This is a genomic window from Klebsiella pneumoniae (assembly GCF_000742135.1).
GTDB classification, from domain to species: Bacteria; Pseudomonadota; Gammaproteobacteria; order Enterobacterales; family Enterobacteriaceae; genus Klebsiella; species Klebsiella pneumoniae.
The window spans coordinates 41,202-66,022 of sequence record NZ_KN046818.1; the positions used below are offsets into that span (position 1 = coordinate 41,202).

Sequence of the window (24,821 nt, forward strand, 5' to 3'; positions counted from 1 at the left end):
TGTTTATAAACAGGAATAAATAGTTATACCCGCACTTGTACCCACAAGTTAAAATCCGTACAAAAAATAGACATTGCAAGTGGGTATAAAGCCATACCAGTAGAACACTGATATGGCTGTTGAAGCAAGACTCAGGCAGGCAGGAACGTTTTCTTCAGAGGCACCAAAAGTTTAGTCTCGATATCAACTTGTTCGTAGTTCTCAATAAGCGCACGGACGAGATCATCAAGTGTCCAGAGCGTCAGTGGTATTGTCGAACGGTCGGCTTCATATCGAGCATCTTTCGTAAAACCCCCTGTACTGACATAAAGCCCGCGATCGTCTTTATGGCGACCGCCGATAAAGCTGCGTATCTGTTGGCTTCCCATCTGTTCCCTGCGGTGCTTTACTTCAACGATGATACGCGGATTTTCAAAACCGAACCCATCAGGTGAAGCAATGATGTCTTTACCCCGATCAGCTCCCGCAGGTGAGACCTGCGTTTTATAGCCCATACTGCGTAAAACTCCGGCAACAAGATTTTGCATCTCATCCCAGTCAAGAGAGTTGATACGATCTTTGATACCCTCAAACGCCAGCATTTCCATATCGCGAAGCGGATCAGAAACAACCTCATCTTCATCCATCGCAATTGGATTCTGAGTAATTACATCTGCAGTGGGTTTCTTATCCTGCAAAAGCTCTTCTAGCGCATATTCTGGAAGCTGGAAAACCGTCAGCGTAGAACCCAATGTGTTTTTGGTAGCAACAGACAGTCTATCGCGGTCGATTTCTTGAGTATTCCATTTAACCTGCCGAGCGATACCCATCCCCTCTTCCACCCATTCAGGATGATACTGGAAGTCTGAAGTAACTTTGCCTAGCAAATAAGTACGGTTGGCTGGCGAATAGGTAATAACCCAATCACCCTTTTGGATCTCATTCACAAAACGCCAGACCTGCGATGCGCCAGAACGGGCTGTTCCGAGCTTTGTTAAGGGATCAGCCTCCTGGTATAAGGCGAGTAACTGGGCTCGGGATAGGCCGGGTTTGACTAATGGAGCCAGCTGAGACCAACCGATGCCTACAATTTGCTTATCGCGAAAATCGTCATAGAGCTTGCCGCCGTCACCGCGGATCATCCACATTCTGTTGCCCATACCAGTCCCTTCATGAGGAAAAGAAATTATGCTGGATCATAAGCTTGTTCGTAGTATGCGTCAAAACCATCAACAACGACGGCCCAGGATTCCCGGATTGTGCTTGCGATAATGTGCCCAGTTAAAATTACAGCTTCAATTTGCATGATGTTTCGTCCATATAAGTAAAAGCACCAACCAGCATCGGCAGGTGCTTTTTGGAGTGAGTAAATAAGTAAGACTGCAATGTGAATCAGGGAGGCTATTCCCAATGTTCACCGTGCCGCGCTAATACGATTTCTTTTTAATAAACCAGTTGCCTGTCGCGCCCGCAGAATATCGACCGCCCGCAGATATGGGGACTGTTCTTGCCAGTTGAATCCCCTGCGATCAATACGAACCAGCCCGTACTTTTCCACCAGAAAATTAACGGCATCGGCCAAAGATATACCGGCATCGATATGTTCCTGAATTACCGTTTCATCACTGAATGGTGTGTCGTTGAGTGTCAGGCCATAATGTTGTTCCAGCAGGCGTGCAAGCAGCATTTGCCATACTGCCACGGGCGACAGACATAGCGTCACCGCCTGCGGAGTTGTTGCAGGTAGAGTTTGCATATTTGCTCTTGTGGAGTTAGTTAACGTTGAGTGGGGTAAACGGCGATGTATACGTAGCCGTAACTGCCAAGGGTATCGGCTTCGCAGGTGAAACCATTGTGGTACAGGGTGACACAGTGGGCATGGCGAGGATTCATTTCACCAGTAGTCAACATCGACTCCATCTGGCTGATAAAATGTGGGAATGCCACATCCAGCTTAAGACATTCTGCTTCGCTGAACTTACCGGTGATACTGGCCCGGTCAGCCAGATAGTGCAGCCGGTTTCCCTCCTGTACCAGACGAGCGCCAAAGCAAGGTGTCACATTACGATTCAGACCCCACTTGAGAAATGAATCGTTCTCTGAGTCAGTAGATTTCATTGAAGTGCCCTCATATCCAGCCTCGCTCTGCAAACGACACAATTCCATCTGAACCGATAACCAGATGATCGAGAGTATTCACATCAACCAGTGCCAGCGCTTCTTTAAGCCTGCCCGTAATGTTGCGGTCACATTGGCTGGGCTCCGGAGCACCGGATGGATGGTTATGCGCCAGCACAACAGCAGCAGCATTGAAGCGAAGCGCTGACTTCACCACCTCACGGGGATGGACCTGGACATGGTTAACCGAACCGGCAAATAGCGTTTCACTCTCCAGTAAACGGTGCTGGTTATCGAGATAGAGCACCATAAACACTTCCCGTTCTTGTCCTGCCAGCTGTAACCGAAGCCAGTCACGGGCAGCAGTACTTGAGGTAAAGGATATACCGGGCTGGCGCAGATATTTATCCAGCAGATTGGTAGCGCGTCGGATGGTCCGTTGAGCATAGGGTGTTAATCCGGATGTCGCGGTAAGCAGGTAATCATGTTGAGCCATAACCGCCAGCGGAAAAAGTTCAGGCTGTGATGATACCGGAGATAATGTGTACTAGCTCAGACCTGATCTGACAGTTACCGGTTATTTATACAGGTGTCTGTCAGATTAAATCTGGTTCAGATTCTTTTCTGCCCAGACCCGTTTTCCATCAAGTAATGTTGCCATTGGCGTACGCCCGCAGCACATTTTTCCCTGATGAGTTCGCTCATTATTGTAATGCCACAGCCAGCTGTCCAGATCCGTTTGCAGGCTTTCCAGGTCTGCGTATAACTTCTTACGGAACGCAACCTGATAAAAATCCTGCAAAATAGTTTTATGGAAGCGCTCACAGATCCCGTTCGTTTGCGGAGACATCGCTTTCGTTTTCGTATGGTCGATATCGTTGATGGCCAGGTACAGCTGATAGTCATGCTGTTCCACTTTCCCGCAGTACTCAGTACCCCTGTCGGTCAGTATTCTCAGCATCGGCAGTCCCTGAGCCTCGTAGAACGGCAGTACACGAGCATTGAGCAGGTCGGCGGCGGTGATCGGCGTTTTACTCGTATACAGCTTGCAGTGTGCCACTTTCGAGTACGTATCCACGAACGTCTGCTGGTAGATACGGCCCACGCCTTTCAGATTACCCACGTAGAAGGTGTCCTGTGAGCCCAGATACCCCGGATGTGCCGTCTCGATTTCACCGCTGGCCTCGTCATCATGCGCTTTCTTCTCCAGAGCCGCGATTTGGGCATCGCTCAGTACGATGCCTTCTCTGGCGACTTTCTCCTCAAGGGCCTTCAGACGCTTACGGAAGTTCTCCAGGTCGTGCCGTTGCCAGATGGAACGAACGCCGCTGCCGGAGATAAATACGCCTTTTTTACGCAGCTCATTACTGGTCCGGTGCTGACCATGAGCGGGGAACTCAACGGCATATTCAACAACCGCGCGTTCAGTGGCCTCATCGGCACGGTTCTTGAGGTTGGGAACCCGGCGGTTTTGGTTAATCAACGCATCAATGCCACCTTCTGCAGCCAGTTCCTGATAGCGATAAAAGGTATCGCGTGACACGCCCATGATCTTACAGGCTTTTGAAACGTTACCGAGTTCTTCTGCCAGATTGAGCAGGCCAGCTTTGTGTTTGATGATGGGATTGTTAGTATGAATCATGAGAGTTACCTCGTGTTTTGTTTAAGGATTGGACACCCATATCAAAACCGGTAACTCTCAACCTTTCAAGGTCCAGTGTCAGATCAAGTCGCGACTAATACAGATAATGCGATATTCATGTCAGGTATTCCTCAGTCGACTAGATACATAATGGCGCTGCATTCCGGATGGTTTAGCGCGTAGTCACGTAAGCGATAATAGTGCTCAGTCATAGCGTCACACTCGGTGCGACAAGCGTGGTGGCTGTATGCCATCAGGCAGGCCGCTATACCGGCAGCCTCTCCGCTCATCTCCGCATCGTTTACATTCATCGGGTTGAACAACGTCCACTTCTCACCGTCGGGCTCCGGAGCCATAAATGCGCCGCCGTTGCTGAGTATGTAAAAGCTCCAGACGCCGCCGCTGTAATCAGCGCACAGACGATCCATCCAGCCAAATATTTGGGGCTCAAGGGTTATCCATTGTGGGATAGATCCAAAGCGCTTTGGCCAGAAGCCGATACGTAACTCGTCAGGGACTACCGAGGCAGTAATTGCTGCCTGCTCAGCAAACTCAGGGTTGTGGGTATCCATTAAACTATCTCCTTATGCCGGAACGGTTGTTTAACGCCCGAAAAATTCGAGCATGTTTTCTGCCATAACCCACAGGGCGCGGTTGAGCTTCACATCGCCATCAATACCGGTAACGGCACGGGTGCAGCTTCTTTTCCCCTGAGCGGTTCGCCCTGACAGTCCACCTTTCATCAGGTTCTCCTGCACGCGCTGGTATACGGTCCACAGGTCATCGCTGTAGTCCTCCCGGCGACGTGGGGTCAGCAACTGCGATACCGTGACCGGCTGGTGCTCCTCACCAAATCGATACTTCAGTGCGGCATTTGCCAGCGCGTGACGGGCCGGGGCTGGTAACGCCAGCGACTGCATTGCATCGCGTTTCTCATCCACCCGGTCAAAGACCCCGAGCACTTCGTAAGCCCCTTCAATCACCTTCTCGACGACATTACCTTTATGCGGTACCCGCACTTCTCCGAATGACTGACCGCAGACCAGGCCGTTGGTACAGACGCCACGAAACAGTCCCGGAAGCATCTGATAGCTCGAGGAGCCGTCATGACTGTTGAGCAAAATGATTTCCGGAACCTGATGCCCGGTCAGTTGACTGGCACGACGCAGGCGAAGCATGTGTTTGGTGTGCTCCCGCTTGCTCAGGTCACGGACCTTCGTCTGGCAGGCAAAGAACGGCTCAAAGCCTTCACGCTGCAGGCTTTCGAGAATGGTAATGGTAGGGATGTAGGTGTAACGGTCTGAACGAGATTCATGCTTGTCACTCCCGAACACGCTGGGGACATGGCTCATCAGCTCTTCGTGGGTCAGAGGCCGGTCACGGCGTATCTGGTTTATACGGCCAAAGCGGCTGGCTAATCGCATGGCTAACTCCTTATCTGATAATGAAATGAAAACAAAAAGGCCATGTTCCCGAAGGAGCATGGCCTGTTACTATCTGGTGTTGGTGTGTTGCGAGCTGTAGGCGACTGAAATATTAAGGATTAATCGCTGTAATGGGTGGTTCTGCAGCCACTGAGGTCAGATAATTCTTTCTGCGTATTCTTCAGCCCCGGGCTGAAGGAGCCGACTTTTTTATCGTTGACGTAAACATCAAAACTCGCAGACTGGCTCAGGGCGTCAATAAATGACACCCAGGCATTGTCACCGTTTCGCCAGCCGAGGAATGACGGTAACGGATACTGACTGTTATCCATGACGACCGTTATTTCCGTTCCGTCGTCATGAGAGCTTACTGATGTTCCATCAGGCAGGGTGAGATCAACACCGTGTTGCAGAATATTCTGCACATCCGGATTGCCAGTACAGTTCAGATTAAACACCACCTTCTCCGGGCTGGTAATGATATATTCAGTCACGCCCATCCCAAAACCACTCGTCCACATATTGGGAATAGCCTGTGCTGTTGATACAGAAGCCAGCATAGCTAATGTAAATATTACGTAAGGCAGTCGCATAATGTTGCCCTCAAATAATGTAATAAAGCTTTTGTTGTTTAAAACAATAAAGTAACGAAAAAACAGTTGGATTATTTTATTTGTTTGTAGCGAAACGCTTCTTTCCCGGCATAAATCCCGACGAGATCGTCATAACGAGGGTCCTTTTTATTCGGGCGGAACGTTACTTTCATATCGGGACTGCACATATCCTTCATGGTGAGATTGAATTCTTTACCTGGCGTAATGGTATACCCTGTTGCCACATCGTCTTTACTGGGAGTGATCCACCCCCAAATGCCGCCCGGACAATCTCTGGAAGGTTTCGAGCGAACAACAATAAACCATCCCATTGAATCTACTTCCGTCGCTGTACACAGTTTTCTGACCTGGCGGTGGGCATCACACCAGAATATATTCCCACTCTTATTATTCACTGCCGCAGGCAGAAACTCGCTATAAGGACGTGCTGCGTGAGCATTACCTGTGATAAGTAAGGGGAACAACATGATTGGCAGTAAAGACAACAATTTCAATTCTTTCATTAGATTAACCTTACATTTAATTATGGAGACCATCTCTAATCAGTTTGTCCGGATTGCCCCCGACTTTCTGAGGGAGAAAATGAATTCAGCGACTGCTGAATAAAACGGAAATGAGGTAAGGCAGAGATAAAATGCTTATCCTCCGATAGCTGATAGAGAAGCTCACTGCGAATAAATGTTTCCCGCGATGGCCTTACCAGATGAATCTCATCCAGCCGGAAGACACGTAATTGCCTGTTATGTTCAGCGACCAGATACCAGTAACCGTCCAGAGCGATTAGCCGGTAAGGTGCAACGGCCTCATGACGCTCCCCTTCAGTCAGAATGGTGATGCGCTGACATCCCGAAATAGCTCTGACCAGCCTGTAGAAGGAGAGCTTTCCTGCCGGGGGATGAGGTCTGTCCTGATGCCATACCAGACAGGGTCGATCATCACAGTCCAGCAGGCTGCTGACCAGTCGCCGGTCAAAGCCCGGGAAAACCCCGGCCAGCCCCGTGCGGTGAGCAAAGGTCAGAATATCTATTTCCTGCCGCGTACTGTGAATATCCGAGCGCAGACTGCACTGCCCCTGGTAATAATCCAGATCGAGATACATCAGACGCTCCCGAAAGTCACGACGCAGCGTGCGCTCTGACACCCCGAATTCAGTTGCCAGTTTGCGAATAAACAGAGTTTCACCGGACACCAGACGGCTGATAATCAACGACAACCTGACGGCAAGCCGGTCATGTCGCCGCTCCTGAAGCGTCATGAAAGATTTCTCCTGAGAAGGAGACTCTCTGAATTAATAATGATTACTTTAAAGGAAGGAGTGGACAGGGTATGGACAACATCGGAACTATTTTTTATGAGCAGTCCAGCCTTGTGGGCGCTCGTCTGACAGATAATGATGCTTCGCCTGATTTAATTGATGATAAAACGCAGTGGAAAGGACGTGTCCACAATCAACACATCATTAACAACCAGTTCATCATTCGCAGAGAAAATTGCGATATCAGAAGAATATCCAGTCCCAGACGGCCCGTGCGACCGACACCACCGCATCACGCACGGTACGAATCACCGTTTTCAATGGCGCAGGCAGGAATGACGATGACTCAGCCGTATCGAAAACAAGGCCCACAGCGTCACCGAAACTGTCACGGGCCTGCGACTTTACCGGCTCTGTGCAGAGTCTCCCGTGCAGTTGTGTCACCACCGGGCTGGTGGCGCGGTCAGGCAGACAGCGCATCATGGTTGCCACCATATCCTCAATACCCCATCCAGTGCTGGCGGACACCGCACAGACCGGATGATGCGGTTTAAACATCGCCATAATCGCAGCCTGCTTCGCTTTAAGATTTCCCTGTTGGTGTGTTGAAGGTTTGCTGGTGAGGGTATCCCATTCATAACAGGGTTCGATTTTGTCGGCCTGGTTAATCACAAACAGTACCTTTTGCCTGTAAGGTTGCATCACACCGAGCCAGAACTGCTCGTCCACGGTCAGTGCCCGATCATCGGCCTTAATGACCCACAGCACCAGGTCCAGCTCCGGCAGCATTCGACGGTACAGGGCCCGGTACTCATGATCCCGGCGCCCGTTTTCACCTACACCCGGTAAATCGACAATCACCAGACTGTGACGACCGCTGCGCAACCGGAAGCGCAGTACGTCGCGAGTACAGGCGTTCACATCACTCACCGGGGACACCTCGCCCTGGAAAAGTTCGTTGCAGAGAGAGGATTTACCTGTACCACTTTTGCCCATGATTCCAATCACCGGCTCGTAATGGGTCAGGTTCTGGATACGTTCAAGAATAAGCTGGCGAAGTGTGCACGGAAGCGACGCAAGCGGTTGTTCAAAGGCCTGAAGGCCGTCAGGTTTATTCATACAGAAGTCTCAGCGTGAAAAATTAAAAACCCCGCGATCCAGTCAGGAAGGCGGGGATTCAATGAGATAATATCTGTCTGAAATTATTTGGAATTTTAGATTAACGCAAAGGACTTTGTGCAGTCCAAGACTGAAAGATCTCCGCTTAGCGCCAAAGTCAGACGGTGCTAAGTCTGTACTGTACTACTTTGACGAGGCCAGTCAGTGTCTGTTGATATTGTGCCGTATCGCTAGAGTGTGTGAAGCACACCGCCGTGCCAGTTCATCGGTCTGGTCGGCCAATGGGAGTAATGCATTGCACAGAGTGCATTGTAAGACTGTGACGACAAACAGCCACTATGTGAGATGGATCATAGGCATGTTTTAGCTCTCTGTTACGATAGGTTGTTACCTTCGTTGGACGCATAGATTTGAACAGTAAAAAATGTGCAATGACCAAGTACCGTTCTGATCGCAACCGTATCCCTCAGCAAATTTGGTCGTGCCAGGCAGTCTCTTGTGGTTTGAGTTCTACTCTTATTTTGGGAAGATAATTAAAAAGATAGGGAGGCAGTAATGCGGATTTCCCGAATCCGGTTAATTAATTTCGCCAACTTCTCCGATGTTGATGTTGAAACGGGTGAGAGTATTGTTATTGTTGGTGAAAACAAGGTTGGCAAGAGCAATTTTATTCGCGGCCTGCAGCTGATTCTTGACCCAGGGTTGTCTGAGCGTGACCGTCAACTGGGTTTTGAACATTTTTGGGATGGATTGGGCGAAGACAAACTGGGGGAGACCATCGAAATTTCAGTGGATCTTACTGAGTTCACTGACGATCCCCGATTGATGGCTCATCTGAATGACTGTGTCCTAAATCCGGGGCCTCCGATGGTGGCCCGTCTTACCTACCGCTTTCAGCCCAAAACCGCGTTAAATCGAGCTCCTGAATCGTTAAAAGATTATGAGTATGTGATCTTCGGTGGAGCTGATCCTGACATGCATATTGGTGGTGCCTTTCGCCGTATGTTGCCCATTGATGTTCAAGGCGCGTTGCGTGATGCCGAGAAGGACCTTTCAAGCTGGCGTAATTCACCCTTAAGACCGCTTATTGAAGAACTGTCCGCATCTCTGGACGACGAGACTCGTGAGGAGATTCAAACCCAAGTTGATGAGGCTCAGCGGGAACTGGCTGATCATGATGAGGTGGCAGCGACAGCCGAACGAATTAGCGAAAGGTTGATAGCTATCGCAGGTGAGCAACATGCCGTTCCGGTATCGCTCGGACTTGCACCGACTCGCGTTGATGCGCTGCTACGTAGCCTGCGTTTGCTGCTTGATAGTGGCATTCGTGGCATTGGCGATGCCAGTCTGGGGACTGCTAATCTGATTTTTCTTGCCCTAAAAAGCCTCGAACTTGATCGTCTTGTTAATGACGGAGAACGAGACCATACGTTTTTCGTAGTCGAGGAGCCGGAAGCGCACCTACATCCGCACGTACAGCGCCTGGTTTACCGTTATTTCCTAGGGACTGACGGAGACAATGGTGATGAAGGAACACCGTTGACAACGATCCTGACCACCCATTCCCCGCATATCGCCAGCGTCACACCAATCAGATCCATCGTTTTGCTGCGCCATGATCCGGAGGGAGGGAAGACGATTGCGGTTTCAACGGCAAACGCACCGTTTACGCCGCGGGACGAAGATGATCTGCAGCGCTATATCGATGTCACTCGCGGCGAAATATTCTTTTCACGTGGGGTGATCTTGGTGGAAGGGGATGCTGAACGCTTTCTTGTCCCAGCATTCGCTGATGCTCTTAATATTCCCCTAGATATGCTTGGGATCACGGTGTGCTCGATCGGTGGAACAAATTTCACTCCGTATGTGAAGCTCCTAGGGCCGCGGGGACTCAATATTCCACATGTGATTCTGACAGACCGCGATCCTGAGGAGGATGGAGAGCCGCTGGTTCGTAAGAGATTTATCAATATCTTAGACGTGCTTGAGAGCGATGTTGATCATGATGATATGACTACCGAGGAGGTGATTGCACGTGCCGGAGATTTTGGATGCTTCGTCAATGAGACCACTCTGGAGCCAGAGCTGTTTACCGGTGGACTGGGCGAAGCCATGAAGTTGGTTATCGAGCAGGAATTGTCTCCTAGACGAGCTACTCTGAACAGGATACAGGCGTGGGTGGATGACACGGACCAGCTTGATAATGTCCGGTTGTTGAAACTGATTGAGCGAATTGGCAAAGGGCGGTTCGCCCAAGCGCTGGCACCCTCGGTGTCGGAGGATGTATGCCCGGATTACATTCGTGAAGCACTGGAGTATATCTGCGATGCCGTCACGTAGTGTCAGTGCAGCCTACTTAGCTCAGGCTGCCGAGCTGGCCGGGAATCCGGGCCAGTTATCCGCGTATCACTCCCAGGGACACTGCGTGGTGCTCGCGGGGCCGGGGAGTGGTAAGACAAAGACGCTTGTGCTGAAGCTGGCACGAATCCTAGCTGAGGATGTTCAAGCTCCACGTGGTGCGGCATGTATCACATATAGCCAAGAATGCGCACGCGAGCTAACCCGTCGTCTCGAAGCGCTGGGGCTTAGAGAGGCACCGAATCTCTTTATTGGAACCGTTCATGGGTTCTGCTTGCGCCATCTGTTGATGCCCTATGGGCGACTGGCCGATCTGCCAATCCCATTTCCGCTGTCAGTAGCGTCTCAGCGCGAGAGCGAACGGTTACTTCGACAATCTGGTGACCGTCTCTTTGGCGCAAACCATCCCTATAAGGCTATTGATCTCGGACGGCATCGCCGTTCGGTGTTGAATCGCAACAGCGTTGCCTGGCGTACAGAGGAGGAACTCGCTGCATGGGCCGAGGCCTACGAAGCTGCATTGCGGCAGCAAGGGCTAATAGACTACGACGATATGGTGATATTTGGTCAGCGTCTGATAATTGAGCATGATTGGGTTCTGCCCCTAGTACAGGCGAAATTTCCGATCCTTGCGGTAGATGAATATCAAGATTTGGGCGTGGCACTCCATCGTATGGTCAAACGTCTGGCTTTCGAGGGAGGCGTACGCTTATTTGCAGTGGGTGATGCAGACCAATCTATTTACGGTTTCACTGGTGCCGATGGTGCGTTACTACTAGAACTGGCAGGCAGGAGAGACGTTGAAACAGTCCGACTCCAGTTGAACTATAGATCAGGAGCGGACATCGTGAATGCATCGGAGATGGTGTTGGGTGAGGTTCGTGGTTATCGCGCAAACGACCCAAACCGCCAGACAACCATTGCGTTCCAGCTGTGTCCGGATGGCTTGGGGGATCAGGCTGTCTATGCTGTCGAGCAGATTATTCCTGCTGCGTTGGCTGCTAAGCCGGGCCGAACACTTGGTGATATCGCCATTCTGTACAAGGACTACCGTGCCGGCGATGTTGTGGCCGATGCGGTGACAGCTAGCGGTTTTGATTACATTCGTGTGGATACCGCAGCACCTTATCGTAAAGTTGCCTTGACGAGCTGGGTGGAGGATTGCGCAGCATGGTGTGCTGGCGGTTGGCGTATCGGGCGCCCTCAACTGCGCGGACTTATAGACCGTTATCTGGCATTTCATCGGGCAAGGCTGGATGATGCATGCGCCCGGAGTAAGGGGCAGGAGTTAACCAGGCTACTTTGGGCACTTCGTGCCGACCAACATTCTGCATCCGATTTTGTCGCGTCGTTGCGCAACGGTCTCGTTGATTCCCTGCTGGCAACTGAACCAACGCTTTCTGATCAGGCTGAGCAACTAGATCGCATGACTGCAGCACTTGCCGAAGGCGGTGCGTTAGCGATGTTGGATATCACGAGCCTAGGTGGTCGTGACGGTTCACCTGAGCACCTCAATTTGCTGACACTTCACTCAGCCAAAGGTTGCGAATATGACGTGGTTATCATGGTCGGCTTAGATCTGGGGAATTTGCCGTGGCGTAATGAGACGCCAGAGAAGCTGCGTGAAAGCCGACGTCTTTTCTATGTGGGGCTGACCCGCGCACGGGACGAGGTGCATATGCTGTATTCCGGTTTTGTTGATGGTCGCTACGGCCCTATGCGTCTAGGGCGTTCCCCATTTCTGGATGAACTGGAGGAGCGAATGAGAGGGGCAGGTTTAAGGTAGTCGGGAATAAATGCGTCATCGAGTCTGTGGACGGCCAGTAAAAAAAACACCGGTTATCAGGCCACATTCCAATGCTCAAGCTAAGGCAAAATGCATCAAAATTAAAATTCTAGGTGCGAGCTGAGGGCCTCAGATGCTTGAAGAAATGTTCGTCACAGACTTAGATGGCCTTCGCAAGGTTAATCCGACCCGATATCTTTTCATTCATTGTCCACTACTTGCACAGAATGGGCGAGCTAACTGGGTTGAAGACCCGCTATGTGCCAATAGCAAACGTTACCAAGACTGTTGTAACACAATCCATTTGAGCAAGTTAAAGCGTTGTTCTCATGTAGTTTATCTTTGATGAAGCCTACCTCTTGGAAAAAATAGCCCCCACACACATTTTATATTGTGGGGGATAATAATCGTTCTTAACTGACTGACATTAAGCAATATTTATAGTGACAATAAGCATGATAGCAACTATTTTTACAGTAGTTACGAGTGATGCTATCTAACAGATTACTCGAACCGAGTCCGTTTCTCATCATGACTGTATAGGCGTTATGTGTCCATCAAAGGAGTGAGTTTTGAAATTTGAACGAATCTATAAAAATATTACAGGCCTTAGCTGCCCTATATTCGGGATTCAGTGGAATGCTCCAATAATAGAAGCTGACGAAGCGAAGAAGATTGTCATTTTTCTTGAGGACAAGCGAGTTCTTTTCAATCCTGTCGATATGGAGGATACTAGTCATTGCATTCAGAGTGTTATCAGCATTAGATCTGAATTGACTAAAATCCTACAAGGTTTACCGAGCGATTCATATTTAGCAAATCAATTAAGGAAAATGAGAAAGGCATGCCAAGAATTCGGTGACAGTATTGGCTCCCCTCAGTTCATCCGATTTGATCATCCTGTGCAAGTATCTATGCTTGAGCGAGCGCTTTTTAAACTGCGAAAAAAGTGTGGTACCTCTGTGGCAGAAATAGCAGTTGCCTATGGTCTTGATGTAGATGACGGATTGGCCAGTATTATCCCTTTTAATAATCCCAGTAATACTTAGCAATGGGTTCAATTTCTCTTGCTTCATTCGCCGGATAAAAAGCTAAACATTTGTTTGCTAGATTAATTAACATACAATAGGTGGTTTTGGGTCGTAAGCGGGCAGCAAGTTATTGGTGAGTCGTGGTGTCCGCTCCTCGCTCACAGTGACCTTCAGATCAGCTAGCTTGTAAGCTTCGAGTCAGAAGCAAACGATCTAAAAGGTAGGCACAGCTCCGACGTCCATACCCCGCCATATTAATCTTTAACAGTATGTGCTTGTACCTAACGGGACAAGGAAAAGATAGTTAGAGGACCCTGGGTCGACTCAGATTCATGACTACATTGAGAAATCAGACCAAGGCATCACTGCGATCACAACGCTATTTAGCAGATTTCCGGTAAGATTTCGCTGCCTGCCAGGCATGTTTCATCTTCTCAATAAACTCCAGCTTCTCTTCAGGTTGGGCGTTCCACACATCCATAGCCGCAATAATCATGTCATAACGCATAGACGTATTATAAGGGCGAAGATAGCTCGCTATTCGTCCCTTTCCTTTGAGATAGTCCCAGAGATATACTAACTGAGTTTCATCATCACGTGACATCCAGTCAAAATCTGTTAGAAAAAAATCATATTGCTCAAGCCAGCGCTCATGCAGTTTTTTGAAATAAGTGATCTTATCTCCAAGTGAGCATGGTGCTTCATCAATGTACCTCATCACACCATTGATGAGTTCACGCTCAGTTACCGGAGTGGGGTTGTACAGATCGGTACTTGCTCCCGCGTTCAGATAAAATCGGGAGAAAACGCGTTTCGTTTTTTTCGAAGCAGTGGCCTGTGGATTTGTTATCAGGTCCCAATCTATATCGTCCAGGTCGATATTCAAATTAGAGAAATCAAGATTTGTGAAGATATTATCGTTCATTAAAAGAGAATTAAAACCACCTGAACAACCGACGTCATTCCCCAACCCACCAAGTTTCAACCCTGCAGGTAATACTGGGTATTCAAAAATATAATGGTGAGCAAACCACAATGCTCTTGGTGTACCTTTGAAACAATCAAAATAATCTTTATCAATCAGTAGCAGCTCAGCCCATTCTTTAAGAGTTTTCCGGCCAACTTTGATCCTGTCCTGATCGCCCAGGAAATGCCGTTCAAGGATCTCAGAGATTAAACGTCGAAACTGATCCGGCGAATCATAAGTACTCCACTGTAAGGAGTAATCAGTGTTGGAAAGCGCACCAAGCATTTTTAGATACATTATCTCGTAGCGGATCATATCGTAATGCAACATCGTCTCTTCCCTCTAATTCTGGCTCCTGAACACAGATTAGCATGAGCATCTTTTAGGTAGAGGGACACGGGTCACAGGCTGAGGGATGACTGATTTTTTACTGGTATCCTACTGATTTTATTGTGATAATACTCTGACATTTTACCTCATTATTCCTGTGTTTTTTCTCTACGAATCTCCTATGTTCACCTCATTAAAATCGTTCAACAGCAGATATGAACATTTGGGTTTTTAGTATAATTAAGGGGCACTCCCTGTTTCTATACCACTCTGTTCATAGCCCCTTCCCCAACAAGCAACCCTGCCTGTCATCCCCTGGATACACAGTTCCCTGTATCTCTGCTTCTCTTAAAAATTACATCCCATCCCAATCCTTTGTACTCCACCTGACAAAGGATAAATCAATGCATACACCTTACCCATTTAACCCCAGATACACGATGAACTGGTTTCTACTGTCTCTACTCAATGACCACCTGAATCAGCTACTGAACCGATACTCCCGAATACAGGCACTCAGACTCGACCTGTTCTATCAGAAAGGTACAGAGCGCTATAAACAGTATTCATGGAACGAAACCGAACGAGAAGTACGTATGCTGGTTGAACGCACCCTGCAGCACACAAATCTGGCAGGGTATTTCTGGGTACTCGAGAACTCTGTAGACCACGGCTGTCATGCCCATATCGTGTTCTATCTCGACAGGCACCTTAACCAGGCTACCTACCCAATAGCTGAGAGAGTTGGAACAATATGGCGGGAAATAACGCAACGAGAAGGCTATTACAACCGCTGCGAATACAAGTCCACTTATGAAGTCAGTATTGATAGGCCAGTGAACTACGATGATACCGAAGCCATTCATAACCTGCGCTACATCATCAGCTATCTCGCCAAAGAAGAGCAAAAGCACGGTCACTATCACTACGGAGCCAGTGAAGTACCGCCGCCCAGCGGACTGGGGCGTCCTCGCACGGTGTAACGCACATTCTGCACTTTTTTACGTATCAATCCATTGATGTGGAAGGGCTGGTGGTAACGAGCAATCAACCGCCAGCTTAGGATAATCCCACAATGGAAGACAGCATCATGACAGAACATATTTCTTTACTCGATGACCAACTGGTGGATATGCGGTTCATCACGAAGCTAACGGGGCTGACAGATAAGTGGTTTTACAAGCTGATAAAAGATGGTCTGTTTCCGAGACCAATTAAGCTGGGCCGCAGTTCCCGCTGGAAGCAAAGCGAAGTCGAATTATGGTTACAGCAGCGCATTACGGATTCGCGCGGCCAATGATACAACCCATTCAATTAAGCTACGCCTTTGCCGATACCCCAATCCTTAAAGCACCATTCAGACTCGGCTCAATTCAAGCGATATCGTTTATCACCCCATTCACTAAAGTTCTCCATTCTGAATCTGAAAAACTGAAGCTCCCCTATCCCCGGCCTATTTGGCATTATGTTGAACCGCTACCACACGGGCGTTTATTACCTCAGGGGAGCTTCATGTTTTTAACGATGTGTCAGAACAATCCTGCGCCTGGCATATAACGTTTCCGCAGACAGCTGGAATTCATATTCCGCTGCCTTTAGCTTTCTCGATTTAAGCATCTTCATCGTAACGCCGCTGATCTGCCCTGACTCCAACCCTCTCAGAATTTCACCAGCGCTCAGCATGAGCTGTTGCTTCAAAATCGACAGCAGACTTACCTGAAATGAACGGGAGATCCTGACACTAACGCGAACCCGCTGGTGGGCGGTGATGCTTACCGGCCAGCGCTCCTGAACGTGAAAATCAGGCTGACCAGATAGCTCTGCGTTGTTCCGCTTCAGCGTCGCAATATCACTTGCAAAGTGCTGTACCGTGGCGGCATCGTTTGTCATTAGCCGATGAAAAAGCTGGCGGTCAATTTTGCTGACGTGCAGACGAGAAAACAGGGAGATATTCCAGGTGTAATCACAGTGTGTGCATTTATAGATACTCCACACGTCCAGCACCTTCTTTTGCGAATTAACCCGAAATGCACCTGACGGTGTGAAGTCCCGTTTAATGTTGCATGAAGGACAGCGTTTCGCGATGCGCTGATACCCCACAGGCGTGACAGTCCATGTAACTTTCATAACGTACCTTTTTTAACCCATACAAAATCGGATCCGTACTGAACGGACCATGAATTTTTATGTATGAAAAATATTTAAGAGATATTTTTCAGTGAGTTAAAAAAAGATTTCCAACGTTACAATCCTGTAGATGTTCAACGAGATAAGTCGAGACTATCAAAATGGCGCTTTTTAGGTAAATGAGTGGAGTGCCCCCGAGCCCGTAGACAAATCTGCCCTATAGTCTCACCCAACCAACCTAGAAAGCTGGGGATCGTTGCGCATCAGCAAACACCAACGAGCTACAGCTGATAATTCAGCTGTTGTGCTAGTCATTTCGCGCACTCTAGCTCGAACTTCGGCCAACTTCGCTTTGGCTACTGGATTATTGCCTGTTCTGCAGCGAGCTTTGGCTGTTGTAAAATCATCGATTAGCCTATCCACTTGCTGCCAGACTTTGCGACGAGCTTCTGCCAAGGGGGGATGTTCATTGAGTTTGAGTCGCTTTACCGTCTCATTGACTCGCTCCTGCTCCCAAGCAGAGGAACCTGGCATAGGGATGACCTTCCCTTCTTCGTCGAAGGCGATAAGCGCAACGTCATCGTCATCAATTGGATCGAGTAGATAAGGCGTTTCGGATTCCTCACAAGGTTCGAGGTAGGTAGAACAAAGTGAGCCTTCCTTGAGTGGAAACCACCCACCTTTTTTACGGTTGCCGACATTGCCGCATACGCGGAAATTCATGTAGTCAAATGCTAGCCACCAGTAACCATCACGCAGGTTTGTATCCAACGCCTTCGCTTCTTTCTTGGGCCGAAAATGCTCCACATCGTAATGTGAGTACAGCTCGCGTACCTCTGAAAACCAGCATTTCCCCCCAGATAACGCCAGTAACCAAGGTTTCAGTTTTCCCCAATGGCTGCTGTGTTTGTCGATCAAATCATTCCGCTCTTTAATTGCTCCCGCAGCAACGAGCTTGGCAAGTTCACCTACAAGACGGTCAGACTCTTTCAACCAAGCATCCCAATCGGCTCGTGACCAGCGGATATCAGCAGGAAGGTCTGCATCAGTAGGGAGCTTATTTTCAAGATCGATGAAAATCACTCGCCGTCCTCCTCTCGTAAAATCTCATCAATGATCGAATCGGCAATGGCGTCCTGTTCGGCCTGTTCCTCGAGTGTGAGCACAGGTTTGCGGAAACGGCGGTGTTGCGCCATCTTGCGCACAAACATTGCGTAGTCGGGGTCACGGAAGTCTGCGGTCGAAAAGCCAAGGTCAGCCAACTCGGCTGACAAGCGGCTCAGTTCCTCATTCTCTTCGGGGGAGCGAGGTGACAGGACGAACAGTTCATTGCGCCGGAATAGGCGTCGCTCGGTTTCGATATCCAACGTAGATGATAAACCAAACAATTCGCTCTTAAGTAGCCCTGTGACACCCATCCCTTGCGGATGCTCATCCGGGATATCGACCAACGTACGGTTACCATCACGGCGTAGGATATATACTTGCTCGCGCTTCAAGCTGCCCACCATCATAGGGTCATGAGTGGTAATGATTATTTGCGACTCGCTTTGTACCATCGTTGCATCATCGGAACTCAGCACACCTTCTATATCGTCGAAGTAGCGCAATTTCCAGATCGGGTTCAGGTGGGTATCAGGTTCATCAAGCAGGAACAGGCACTGGTCTTCACGGGTGATGCGCATCAGGCCCAACACAGTGAGCATTTGCAGCTCACCTTCTGATAGATGTGTGAAGCTTACCTTGCCGCCGTGTTCATCACGCTTCTTCACCGTGATGCGCACTTCGTCTATCAGATCACCAATGTAAGCCCCCTCGGCATAGCGGAAGAAGCTGTCGGTACTGCCGATCAGTTCGCCAAGTTGTTTCAGTTTTTCCTGATTTGGCACGAACAGGTACAGCTGCTTCTGTTTTTCGGTACGGCCACGGAAATCGATCTGTTTGGTCGCCTCTTGCTCAATCGGAGCCCAAGCCACTTGCCACAATTTATCAAGGAATTCGCTCACCACATTGCCGCGTGCATACCAAAAGCGCGGGTCGCCCTCGTTCAGTTCCTGCTGGTCAAATTTGCCTCGACGGCGCTTTTCACGCAGACGGTATGGTTCTTTCAGCACAAAAAGTGCTGACTCCAGCGACTCAATATGCAGGTTCTTTAGCACCTTCCTAAATACCGGATCGTCAGACAGCAGGCAAGCCAGCAACACCAGTTGACTATGGCCACCGCGACAATAAAAAAGGCGTCGCAAGCGATCGTCTCCAGCTTGTTTCAGCCGCGAATCGTGACGGCGTTTGGCTTCTTCGACGGCGCGAATATCTGACTCGGAGCCTGTATAGTTCTCCAGCAGTTGCTCAGACAGCACTTCATCTGTAGTGATTTCCTGGCGCTGGTTAAAGCGGCGCTGGTGCTCTTGAAACAGGGCTTCGATACGCTCGTTACGGCCCGAGTAATAAGCAAAAATATGCGCAGGCAGCAGCTCACGGTTTTTCAGCAAATAGCCTTGTGATTCAGCTTTACCGTCCACCCACACATAGGGGCGTTTTTGCTTGGAAGTATCAGCCTCAATGCGTACCCCACGACCACGAATGCTATATTCCAGCATGTAATCAAAAGCTGCATCGCGGTCCAGATCCACATCACGAAAGATGGTGATCAGTGCCTCGATCAGGTTGGACTTGCCAGTGCCGTTCTGACCAATCAGGGCGTGGCTACGGATGAGTTTGGGAGGAGCCTCGGTTGTACTTGCCATTGGCTGCAAGTGCGTCGCGAAAGTGATGTCAAGATCGCGAAGATTGCGAAAAGTTGGGATAAAGATACGCCGTAGTTGCATATCAGGCGGTCTCCGCTTTGGCTGGTTTTTCTCGCACCTCTGCTGGCGTGGGCTCAAGAATCCAGCCGTGCGCTACTTCTGTTTTCAACTGCGTGTAGAAGGCATCAATCTCACCTCCGAAGCGCTGCCACAAATCCTTGGCGCTCATTTCGCCGTGGTGGCGGGCAAGAATGGTGGCCAGTGGAGCTTGGGCTTTGATGTCGGGTGCTGCCCCCAAACGTAGCGGGGCGATCAGCTCAGTTTGAGGGGCTTTCATGGGTTCCTCTTGTTGTTCGATGGTGAGGCCGGCAAAGACCGAGATGGTACTTGCTGCAAGTTGAGTACTCAGTTCCATGCGAGAAGCCGCTTGTTTTTCTAATGAGTCGCAATGGTGAAGCAAACGATTTAATGCGAGCAAAATACGCTCCTGCTCTTTCAGAGAAGGAAGCGGTATCGGTAACTCATGGATGACTTGTCGTGATACGTTGCGCATCGAGTCACTAGTTCCAGTTGCTCGTTCTTTATAGTACACACGAGAAAAAACCGAGTTGTTAACCAAATTCACCCATGGTTTTAAAGCATCGTCTAGGAAATTCAGACGGACAATTTTGTCGCTCATTAATAGTTTTTCTGGGCAGTCCTCAGGCGCGATAACACTGCGGGCAACTAATTCGGCAGTGTTTGCGCGAGATAGCATGAAGTCGCCAGGCTTTACTGCACACTCAGGCCTAGCTTCAAGCGAAAGTGGAAGACGTTTGTTTTCGTTCGGATCGAAGGCTCCCCATGTTACGGCACTAACTTTAAGTACCCCCCATTCACCTTCACGACGAGGTTCTGCTTCGCATTTAGGGCTCCAACCTGATTCTGAGCCAGATAACAAATCTTCTAAAAGAACCCAGCGCCATCCGTTTGGTAGTGAAAACGCTTCGTCCGGCTGAACAGATTTTGCGAATCGTTTACCTGACTTCTTTCTACCTAGTTCTGCCAAATAGACATCAACTGATGATGTATCGGCTGGCTGGTGGTTAGTATCAAGTACACCGCGAATAGCAAGTTCTGAAGCCAGTTTTCTGAGGTCGGAAACATCCTCCGGCGCATGGAACAGCTTACCAAAATTATCGGCCAAGTGCGTCCAGTTGATTTGCAGTTCTTGTGGGCTGGTGGCACTGGCGATAGCTTGCATAGTTGATTGGCGCAGGGCGTTTTGAAGTGTCCGACGAGATTGCAACTGCTCATCAAGCTTGTCACACAAAGCCATCAGCTCATCGACTTTGGCGACGATACGGGATTGCTCCTCCGTCGGTGGTAGTGGAACAACACCAGAATAGAATTTTTCATCACTTATCGCCGGATAAGCCATTCCAGTTTGAACGCTCTCAACATACATCACAAAAATCGGACTACGCAGATAAAAATACAGATAGCGACCTAAAATACCTTCCCATGGATGAATGATTGCAAACGCAGTACTTGCAATCGGCTCAAATTCGAAATCGCGATCTATAATTGCAATATTTAATAGATAAGGCCGGACGGTTGAGTAGATCAGCGTCCCTTTTTTTACGACCTTCCTCGCTCTGCTCGGTGCTGCACTTGCGCTTATTACCTGCGAGCTATGACTAACTACTCCGGTCTTGTTATCAATTGAAGAAACATCAATATAATTGAATGAGTTCAACGGTTTCTTTTGACCCCAAGTGTGGCCAACGGTGCTCAGGCTTACCCAACTCCAATGTTTTGGAATTTCATATGGAGCGACAGAGTTTGCCGTTGTATTGCCCTGCCTGGTCAGGCGTTGTTTGCGAGTCTCGCCGTTGAAATCCAGCCGTTGACGTTCGATCTCATCGAGCAAGGAGGCACTTGTCTCATTGGATGGGGGACATAGTAGTCCTTTAAATGCCAGCGAGAGAATTAACTCCCGCAGTTTCCCAATCCCCCCGGTGCATCCGCGATATGGCCAAACTCTGCCAAAAACTGTTTAGCATCCATCAGGCATCCTCACCGGCAAAGTGATGCGCCAGCGCAGCGGCCAATTCACTTTTGAGCTGATTTTCGGTTTCTTCAATTTCACCCAGTAGTTTTTTGTACTTCTCCAACAGCAGGTCTGGGTCGAGGTTTTCTTCTTCCGGCGCGTTGGGATTTTTCAGGTCAAGGTTGAAGATAGGCCAGTAGAGGCGATCTCCAGCAACTTGAGCATCCCGCGCTTGCAGGCGCAGTGATTCGGCCTTTGCACGAAGTTCGGCAATCTGCGCGTCGATCTTTTCACGATAGACAGCATCAATGGTACCAACCAAACTCCTGCGTAAATCGCCTGCTTCGGTTTCCAGCACAGCAGCCTGATTGTTCAGCTCCTCGGCGCGTTGCCAGTGCGGTTGTGCGGCGGTTTCAGCTTGTTCACGTTTGGTTTTGAAATCAACCTTCCAGGCGAATTCATTTTCTTCGCGGTCGGCAAAATCGTTTTCCTCCGAGCCCCACCAGTCTCGCTCGGGTTCAAATTCTTCTAGCCGGATGGGTTTGGTTTTAGAGTAGCTTTTGTAGCCCGTTGGATAGGGGTGTTCATAAAACCAGATGGTGTCAGTGTGGAAGTGTTCGGTTCCATCTTCAACAGTGCTGCCCTTGGTGAAAAACAGCAGGTTGGTCTTGATGGTGGTGTACGGCGCAAAAACGCCTTTCGGTAAACGTATGATGGTGTGCAATTTGCAGTCACGCAGCAGCATTTTTTTCAGCGTGCTTTTGATGCCATCGCCAAATAAGAATCCATCGGGTAATACCACCGCGGCGCGGCCTTTTTCCTTCAACAGTTTCTTGATGATTAGCGCCATAAACATGTCAGCAGTTTCACGGGTGCGCAGATCAGCCGGATAGTCGCTGCCCACGCCATCATCTTCATACCCTCCGAATGGAGGATTGGTGATGATGCAGTCAACCTTGCCACTGGCCTTCCACTCGTTCCAGCCGATACCTAGGGTATTTTTATGCTCGATCTGGCTGGGAACGTCAATTCCATGCAATAGCATGTTGGTTGTGCAGAGCAGATGCGGCAACTGTTTCTTTTCGATACCGAGGATTAGCGCTTCTATGGCGCGTTTGTCTTCAGGACGCGGTGATTTCATTGTCGCGAGTTGGTTGCGGAAATGCTCTATGGCAGCGGTCAAAAAACCGCCTGTTCCACAGGCCGGGTCCATTACCGTCTCACGCTTATCTAAACGCGGGTTGACTCTATCAACCATAAAAGCGGTGATGGCGCGCGGAGTGTAGAATTCTCCTGCGTTACCCGCGCCGCGCAAATCGTTGAGTAATTGCTCGTACACATCGCCAATGTTTGCGCGGATAGTAAAATCGTGGAAATTGATAGCATCTTCCAGCTTCTCGATCACGGCCAGCATCTGCGGGCCGGATTTCATGTAGTTATTCGCATCTTCAAAGACACTACGGATGACTTTATGCTGAGGGCTTTTGTTTGCATCTATCTCTTTGAGCGTCGGGAATAACTCGTTGTTGACGAAGCTGATCAATTCACTACCGGCAATTTGTGGCTTCTTTTTGCCATCAGCCCCCGGTATATATGCTGCCCAGTTACGCCAACGGTACTCTTTGGGCAAGGGAGATATATACGCCGGATTATCATCGGCCCATTCCTCCTCGCGCTGGTCAAACACTTTGAGGAACAACATCCATGTGAGCTGGCCGAGACGCTGTGCATCACCATCGACGCCGTCATCTTTACGCATGATGTCTTGAATGGATTTAATGGTACTGCTGAGATTCATCTTTTTATTCGCTGTTGAAGGCTGCTGTTTAATCAAGCCTGTTTTTGTTCGGATATGTCGTAGAGAGCCAACTCCAGCTCCTTCACGGCTTGGGTGTACTGCTCTACGCCACCAAAAATACCCCGACGGATTTGTGTCTTGCTACCAAATAGGTCAAATGGAGGTAATTCCAACACATTTGCATCCTCTATGTCTTGTACACCATGATCGGCAAATTTTTCGAGCAAAGCTTCCAGTACGGCCTTGGCTTGCCCACTGTATTTGCCGAACACATCACGCTTTTTCACGTTGTTAGCCCGTTCACGCCGAGTGAGTGGCTTCTGATCAAAGGCGACGTGGGTTACCAGATCAAAAGCATCCAGTTCGCTGCCGTTAGCGACTGCCTGTTGCAGGATCGCGAATGGTACGCCATGTTCGGTTAATTCCTCGATCACAGCTTGTTTGCGTTCGGCGCTACTCCAGCGCCGTAGAAAGTTGGTTAGGTTACCAAATTTAGCCTGCAAGGTGCTTTTAATCTCACTTTTGAGCAGGACTCGGTAGTCCTCAGTGATGAGCTTACCCTCGGCATCGAGGTATTGCGAGCGTTCAACCGCTAAACATACATTGACGTCATCAATCACATACTTTATTCGGCCTACATTGCTTCCAGCCTTATCTGTGACACTAGAGCCAGAGGGGAGAGGTTCTAGTTCTTCTATTCTGGGGGGCGTGACGACATCAGGCGGTACCACAGTATCTTCAGGGCTAGGTTCGTATATCACCACGGGTTCGCCGTCAAAATCGGGATCAGCAAACAGTCGCGTAGCACCTTTAAAGTCCATGATGGTGAAGTAGAGTTTTTGGTAGTCCTCGCGCAGGCGGGTGCCGCGGCCAATGATCTGTTTGAACTCCGTCATCGAGTTGATGTTCTGGTCCAAGACAATCAGCTTGCAGGTTTTAGCATCAACGCCCGTGGTAAGTAACTTAGAGGTAGTTGCAATAACCGGGTAAGGCTCATCGTTGTCGATAAAGTAGGAGAGCTGTGCTTTCCCTTCGTTATCGTCTCCGGTAATTCGCATGACGTAGCGGCGATTGTTTGCAGCGGCAGGGATGAGCTTTACAAGCTCTTGGCGCATCCTCTCAGCATGATCCTGGTCGTCACAAAAAACAATCGTCTTGGCCATCGGATCGGTTGCCTGGAGATATTCCCATACCTTGTTGGCGACAAGAGCTGTGCGTTTCTCCAGAACTAGAGTGCGGTCAAAGTCTTTTGTATTGTACTGCCGTTGCTCCATGACTTGGCCTAGTTTATCTAATTTACCCTTCTCTGGTATGTAGCCGACTGCATCAACATCGGTTGCAATGCGGATCACCTTGTAGGGAGCAAGAAAACCGTCCTCAATGCCCTGCTTAAGCGAATAGGTATAAATGGGGTATCCGAAATAGCTGGTATTGCTTGTTTCCTTGGTTTCTTTCGGTGTGGCAGTTAGGCCAATATGTGTGGCTGTATGGATT

The 24,821-nt window shown here is 49.3% G+C and carries 22 protein-coding genes and 1 pseudogene; 5 read left to right on the top strand and 18 right to left on the bottom strand.

Annotated features, from left to right (window positions below):
- Positions 1-131 precede the first annotated feature (131 nt).
- The 11 genes from DR88_RS24620 to DR88_RS24580 form a co-directional block, all read right to left on the bottom strand.
- Positions 132-1,121 carry a restriction endonuclease gene (locus tag DR88_RS24620; protein WP_368913910.1) on the bottom strand — a complete coding sequence of 330 codons (990 nt, stop codon included), beginning with the start codon at positions 1,119-1,121 and terminating at the stop codon, positions 132-134.
- Between the two features lie 272 nt (positions 1,122-1,393).
- Entirely contained in the window at positions 1,394-1,735 is a 342-nt protein-coding gene (locus DR88_RS24615; protein ID WP_025862310.1) for a TA system toxin CbtA family protein, read from the bottom strand.
- 20 nt (positions 1,736-1,755) lie between these two features.
- Positions 1,756-2,097, bottom strand: a complete 342-nt coding sequence (locus DR88_RS27475) for a type IV toxin-antitoxin system YeeU family antitoxin (protein ID WP_053274373.1) — start codon at positions 2,095-2,097, stop codon at positions 1,756-1,758.
- A gap of 10 nt (positions 2,098-2,107) precedes the next feature.
- Entirely contained in the window at positions 2,108-2,593 is a 486-nt protein-coding gene (gene radC, locus DR88_RS24610) for a RadC family protein (RefSeq protein ID WP_025862308.1), read from the bottom strand.
- Positions 2,594-2,698: 105 nt separating this feature from the next.
- A complete protein-coding gene (locus DR88_RS24605; RefSeq protein ID WP_004146847.1) occupies positions 2,699-3,739 on the bottom strand; it encodes an IS481 family transposase in 1,041 nt (346 codons plus the stop codon).
- 131 nt (positions 3,740-3,870) lie between these two features.
- The gene (locus DR88_RS24600; protein WP_032443764.1) at positions 3,871-4,311 is read right to left on the bottom strand and encodes an antirestriction protein; all 441 of its coding nucleotides are present in this window, start codon (positions 4,309-4,311) and stop codon (positions 3,871-3,873) included.
- A gap of 30 nt (positions 4,312-4,341) precedes the next feature.
- Positions 4,342-5,163, bottom strand: a complete 822-nt coding sequence (locus DR88_RS24595) for a DUF932 domain-containing protein (protein WP_032443765.1) — start codon at positions 5,161-5,163, stop codon at positions 4,342-4,344.
- Positions 5,164-5,282: 119 nt separating this feature from the next.
- Positions 5,283-5,756 carry a YfjT/YkfB family phage-associated protein gene (locus DR88_RS24590; RefSeq protein WP_025862130.1) on the bottom strand — a complete coding sequence of 158 codons (474 nt, stop codon included), beginning with the start codon at positions 5,754-5,756 and terminating at the stop codon, positions 5,283-5,285.
- A 71-nt stretch (positions 5,757-5,827) separates the two neighbouring features.
- Complete coding sequence (locus DR88_RS0124850; protein WP_025862131.1) at positions 5,828-6,280, bottom strand: hypothetical protein; 453 nt, start codon at positions 6,278-6,280, stop codon at positions 5,828-5,830.
- Between the two features lie 35 nt (positions 6,281-6,315).
- A complete protein-coding gene (locus tag DR88_RS24585) occupies positions 6,316-7,032 on the bottom strand; it encodes a helix-turn-helix transcriptional regulator (protein WP_001757887.1) in 717 nt (238 codons plus the stop codon).
- Between the two features lie 243 nt (positions 7,033-7,275).
- Positions 7,276-8,151 carry a GTPase family protein gene (locus DR88_RS24580; RefSeq protein ID WP_025862132.1) on the bottom strand — a complete coding sequence of 292 codons (876 nt, stop codon included), beginning with the start codon at positions 8,149-8,151 and terminating at the stop codon, positions 7,276-7,278.
- 555 nt (positions 8,152-8,706) lie between these two features.
- Here DR88_RS24580 and DR88_RS24575 point away from each other — a divergent pair.
- The 3 genes from DR88_RS24575 (at position 8,707) to DR88_RS27255 (ending at position 13,344) form a co-directional block, all read left to right on the top strand.
- Positions 8,707-10,491: an ATP-dependent nuclease gene (locus tag DR88_RS24575; RefSeq protein WP_001757885.1), complete on the top strand. Its 1,785-nt coding sequence runs from the start codon at positions 8,707-8,709 to the stop codon at positions 10,489-10,491.
- Complete coding sequence (locus DR88_RS24570) at positions 10,478-12,295, top strand: ATP-dependent helicase (protein ID WP_001757884.1); 1,818 nt, start codon at positions 10,478-10,480, stop codon at positions 12,293-12,295. The genes DR88_RS24575 and DR88_RS24570 overlap by 14 nt, the downstream gene beginning before the upstream one ends.
- Positions 12,296-12,867: 572 nt before the next feature.
- On the top strand, positions 12,868-13,344 hold the full coding sequence (locus tag DR88_RS27255) for a DUF6650 family protein (RefSeq protein ID WP_050511136.1): 477 nt from the start codon (positions 12,868-12,870) through the stop codon (positions 13,342-13,344).
- A 361-nt stretch (positions 13,345-13,705) separates the two neighbouring features.
- Here DR88_RS27255 and DR88_RS24565 read toward each other — a convergent pair whose 3' ends face one another.
- Positions 13,706-14,623 (bottom strand): hypothetical protein, encoded by a 918-nt coding sequence (locus DR88_RS24565; RefSeq protein ID WP_025862133.1) that lies wholly within the window; start codon positions 14,621-14,623, stop codon positions 13,706-13,708.
- 404 nt (positions 14,624-15,027) lie between these two features.
- Between DR88_RS24565 and DR88_RS24560 the strand changes: the two genes are divergently transcribed.
- Both DR88_RS24560 and DR88_RS24555 read left to right on the top strand, forming a co-directional pair.
- Positions 15,028-15,606: a YagK/YfjJ domain-containing protein gene (locus tag DR88_RS24560; RefSeq protein WP_025862134.1), complete on the top strand. Its 579-nt coding sequence runs from the start codon at positions 15,028-15,030 to the stop codon at positions 15,604-15,606.
- A gap of 107 nt (positions 15,607-15,713) precedes the next feature.
- Complete coding sequence (locus DR88_RS24555) at positions 15,714-15,923, top strand: helix-turn-helix transcriptional regulator (RefSeq protein ID WP_021571980.1); 210 nt, start codon at positions 15,714-15,716, stop codon at positions 15,921-15,923.
- A 218-nt stretch (positions 15,924-16,141) separates the two neighbouring features.
- Here DR88_RS24555 and DR88_RS24550 read toward each other — a convergent pair whose 3' ends face one another.
- The 6 genes and pseudogenes from DR88_RS24550 to hsdR all read right to left on the bottom strand — a co-directional run.
- Positions 16,142-16,750 (bottom strand): DUF1062 domain-containing protein, encoded by a 609-nt coding sequence (locus DR88_RS24550; protein ID WP_025862135.1) that lies wholly within the window; start codon positions 16,748-16,750, stop codon positions 16,142-16,144.
- Between the two features lie 225 nt (positions 16,751-16,975).
- Positions 16,976-17,833 (bottom strand): HNH endonuclease family protein, encoded by an 858-nt coding sequence (locus DR88_RS24545; protein ID WP_025862136.1) that lies wholly within the window; start codon positions 17,831-17,833, stop codon positions 16,976-16,978.
- Positions 17,830-19,578, bottom strand: coding sequence for an AAA family ATPase (locus DR88_RS24540; RefSeq protein ID WP_004146820.1), 1,749 nt, complete (start codon positions 19,576-19,578; stop codon positions 17,830-17,832). Before DR88_RS24540 ends, DR88_RS24545 begins: the two co-directional genes overlap by 4 nt.
- A gap of 1 nt (position 19,579) precedes the next feature.
- Entirely contained in the window at positions 19,580-21,409 is a 1,830-nt protein-coding gene (locus tag DR88_RS24535; RefSeq protein WP_004146819.1) for a restriction endonuclease subunit S, read from the bottom strand.
- A 136-nt stretch (positions 21,410-21,545) separates the two neighbouring features.
- On the bottom strand, positions 21,546-23,327 hold the full coding sequence (locus DR88_RS24530; RefSeq protein ID WP_004146818.1) for a class I SAM-dependent DNA methyltransferase: 1,782 nt from the start codon (positions 23,325-23,327) through the stop codon (positions 21,546-21,548).
- Between the two features lie 32 nt (positions 23,328-23,359).
- Positions 23,360-24,814, bottom strand: a pseudogene (hsdR, locus tag DR88_RS24525) (EcoAI/FtnUII family type I restriction enzme subunit R); the annotation flags it as partial.
- Between the last annotated feature and the right edge of the window lie 7 nt (positions 24,815-24,821).

Bases quoted from the DNA above. Each gene is read 5' to 3' on its own strand.
- DR88_RS24570 (WP_001757884.1), top strand. From the start codon at position 10,478: ATGCCGTCACGTAGTGTCAGTGCAGCCTACTTAGCTCAGGCTGCCGAG.
- DR88_RS24585 (WP_001757887.1), bottom strand. From the start codon at position 7,032: ATGACGCTTCAGGAGCGGCGACATGACCGGCTTGCCGTCAGGTTGTCG.
- DR88_RS24530 (WP_004146818.1), bottom strand. From the start codon at position 23,327: ATGAATCTCAGCAGTACCATTAAATCCATTCAAGACATCATGCGTAAA.
- DR88_RS24595 (WP_032443765.1), bottom strand. From the start codon at position 5,163: ATGCGATTAGCCAGCCGCTTTGGCCGTATAAACCAGATACGCCGTGAC.
- DR88_RS24550 (WP_025862135.1), bottom strand. From the start codon at position 16,750: ATGAAAGTTACATGGACTGTCACGCCTGTGGGGTATCAGCGCATCGCG.
- DR88_RS24580 (WP_025862132.1), bottom strand. From the start codon at position 8,151: ATGAATAAACCTGACGGCCTTCAGGCCTTTGAACAACCGCTTGCGTCG.
- DR88_RS27475 (WP_053274373.1), bottom strand. From the start codon at position 2,097: ATGAAATCTACTGACTCAGAGAACGATTCATTTCTCAAGTGGGGTCTG.
- DR88_RS24560 (WP_025862134.1), top strand. From the start codon at position 15,028: ATGCATACACCTTACCCATTTAACCCCAGATACACGATGAACTGGTTT.
- DR88_RS24565 (WP_025862133.1), bottom strand. From the start codon at position 14,623: ATGTTGCATTACGATATGATCCGCTACGAGATAATGTATCTAAAAATG.
- DR88_RS0124850 (WP_025862131.1), bottom strand. From the start codon at position 6,280: ATGAAAGAATTGAAATTGTTGTCTTTACTGCCAATCATGTTGTTCCCC.
- DR88_RS24615 (WP_025862310.1), bottom strand. From the start codon at position 1,735: ATGCAAACTCTACCTGCAACAACTCCGCAGGCGGTGACGCTATGTCTG.
- DR88_RS24600 (WP_032443764.1), bottom strand. From the start codon at position 4,311: ATGGATACCCACAACCCTGAGTTTGCTGAGCAGGCAGCAATTACTGCC.
- radC (WP_025862308.1), bottom strand. From the start codon at position 2,593: ATGGCTCAACATGATTACCTGCTTACCGCGACATCCGGATTAACACCC.
- DR88_RS24620 (WP_368913910.1), bottom strand. From the start codon at position 1,121: ATGATCCGCGGTGACGGCGGCAAGCTCTATGACGATTTTCGCGATAAG.
- DR88_RS24575 (WP_001757885.1), top strand. From the start codon at position 8,707: ATGCGGATTTCCCGAATCCGGTTAATTAATTTCGCCAACTTCTCCGAT.
- DR88_RS24590 (WP_025862130.1), bottom strand. From the start codon at position 5,756: ATGCGACTGCCTTACGTAATATTTACATTAGCTATGCTGGCTTCTGTA.
- DR88_RS24555 (WP_021571980.1), top strand. From the start codon at position 15,714: ATGACAGAACATATTTCTTTACTCGATGACCAACTGGTGGATATGCGG.
- DR88_RS24605 (WP_004146847.1), bottom strand. From the start codon at position 3,739: ATGATTCATACTAACAATCCCATCATCAAACACAAAGCTGGCCTGCTC.
- DR88_RS24540 (WP_004146820.1), bottom strand. From the start codon at position 19,578: ATGCAACTACGGCGTATCTTTATCCCAACTTTTCGCAATCTTCGCGAT.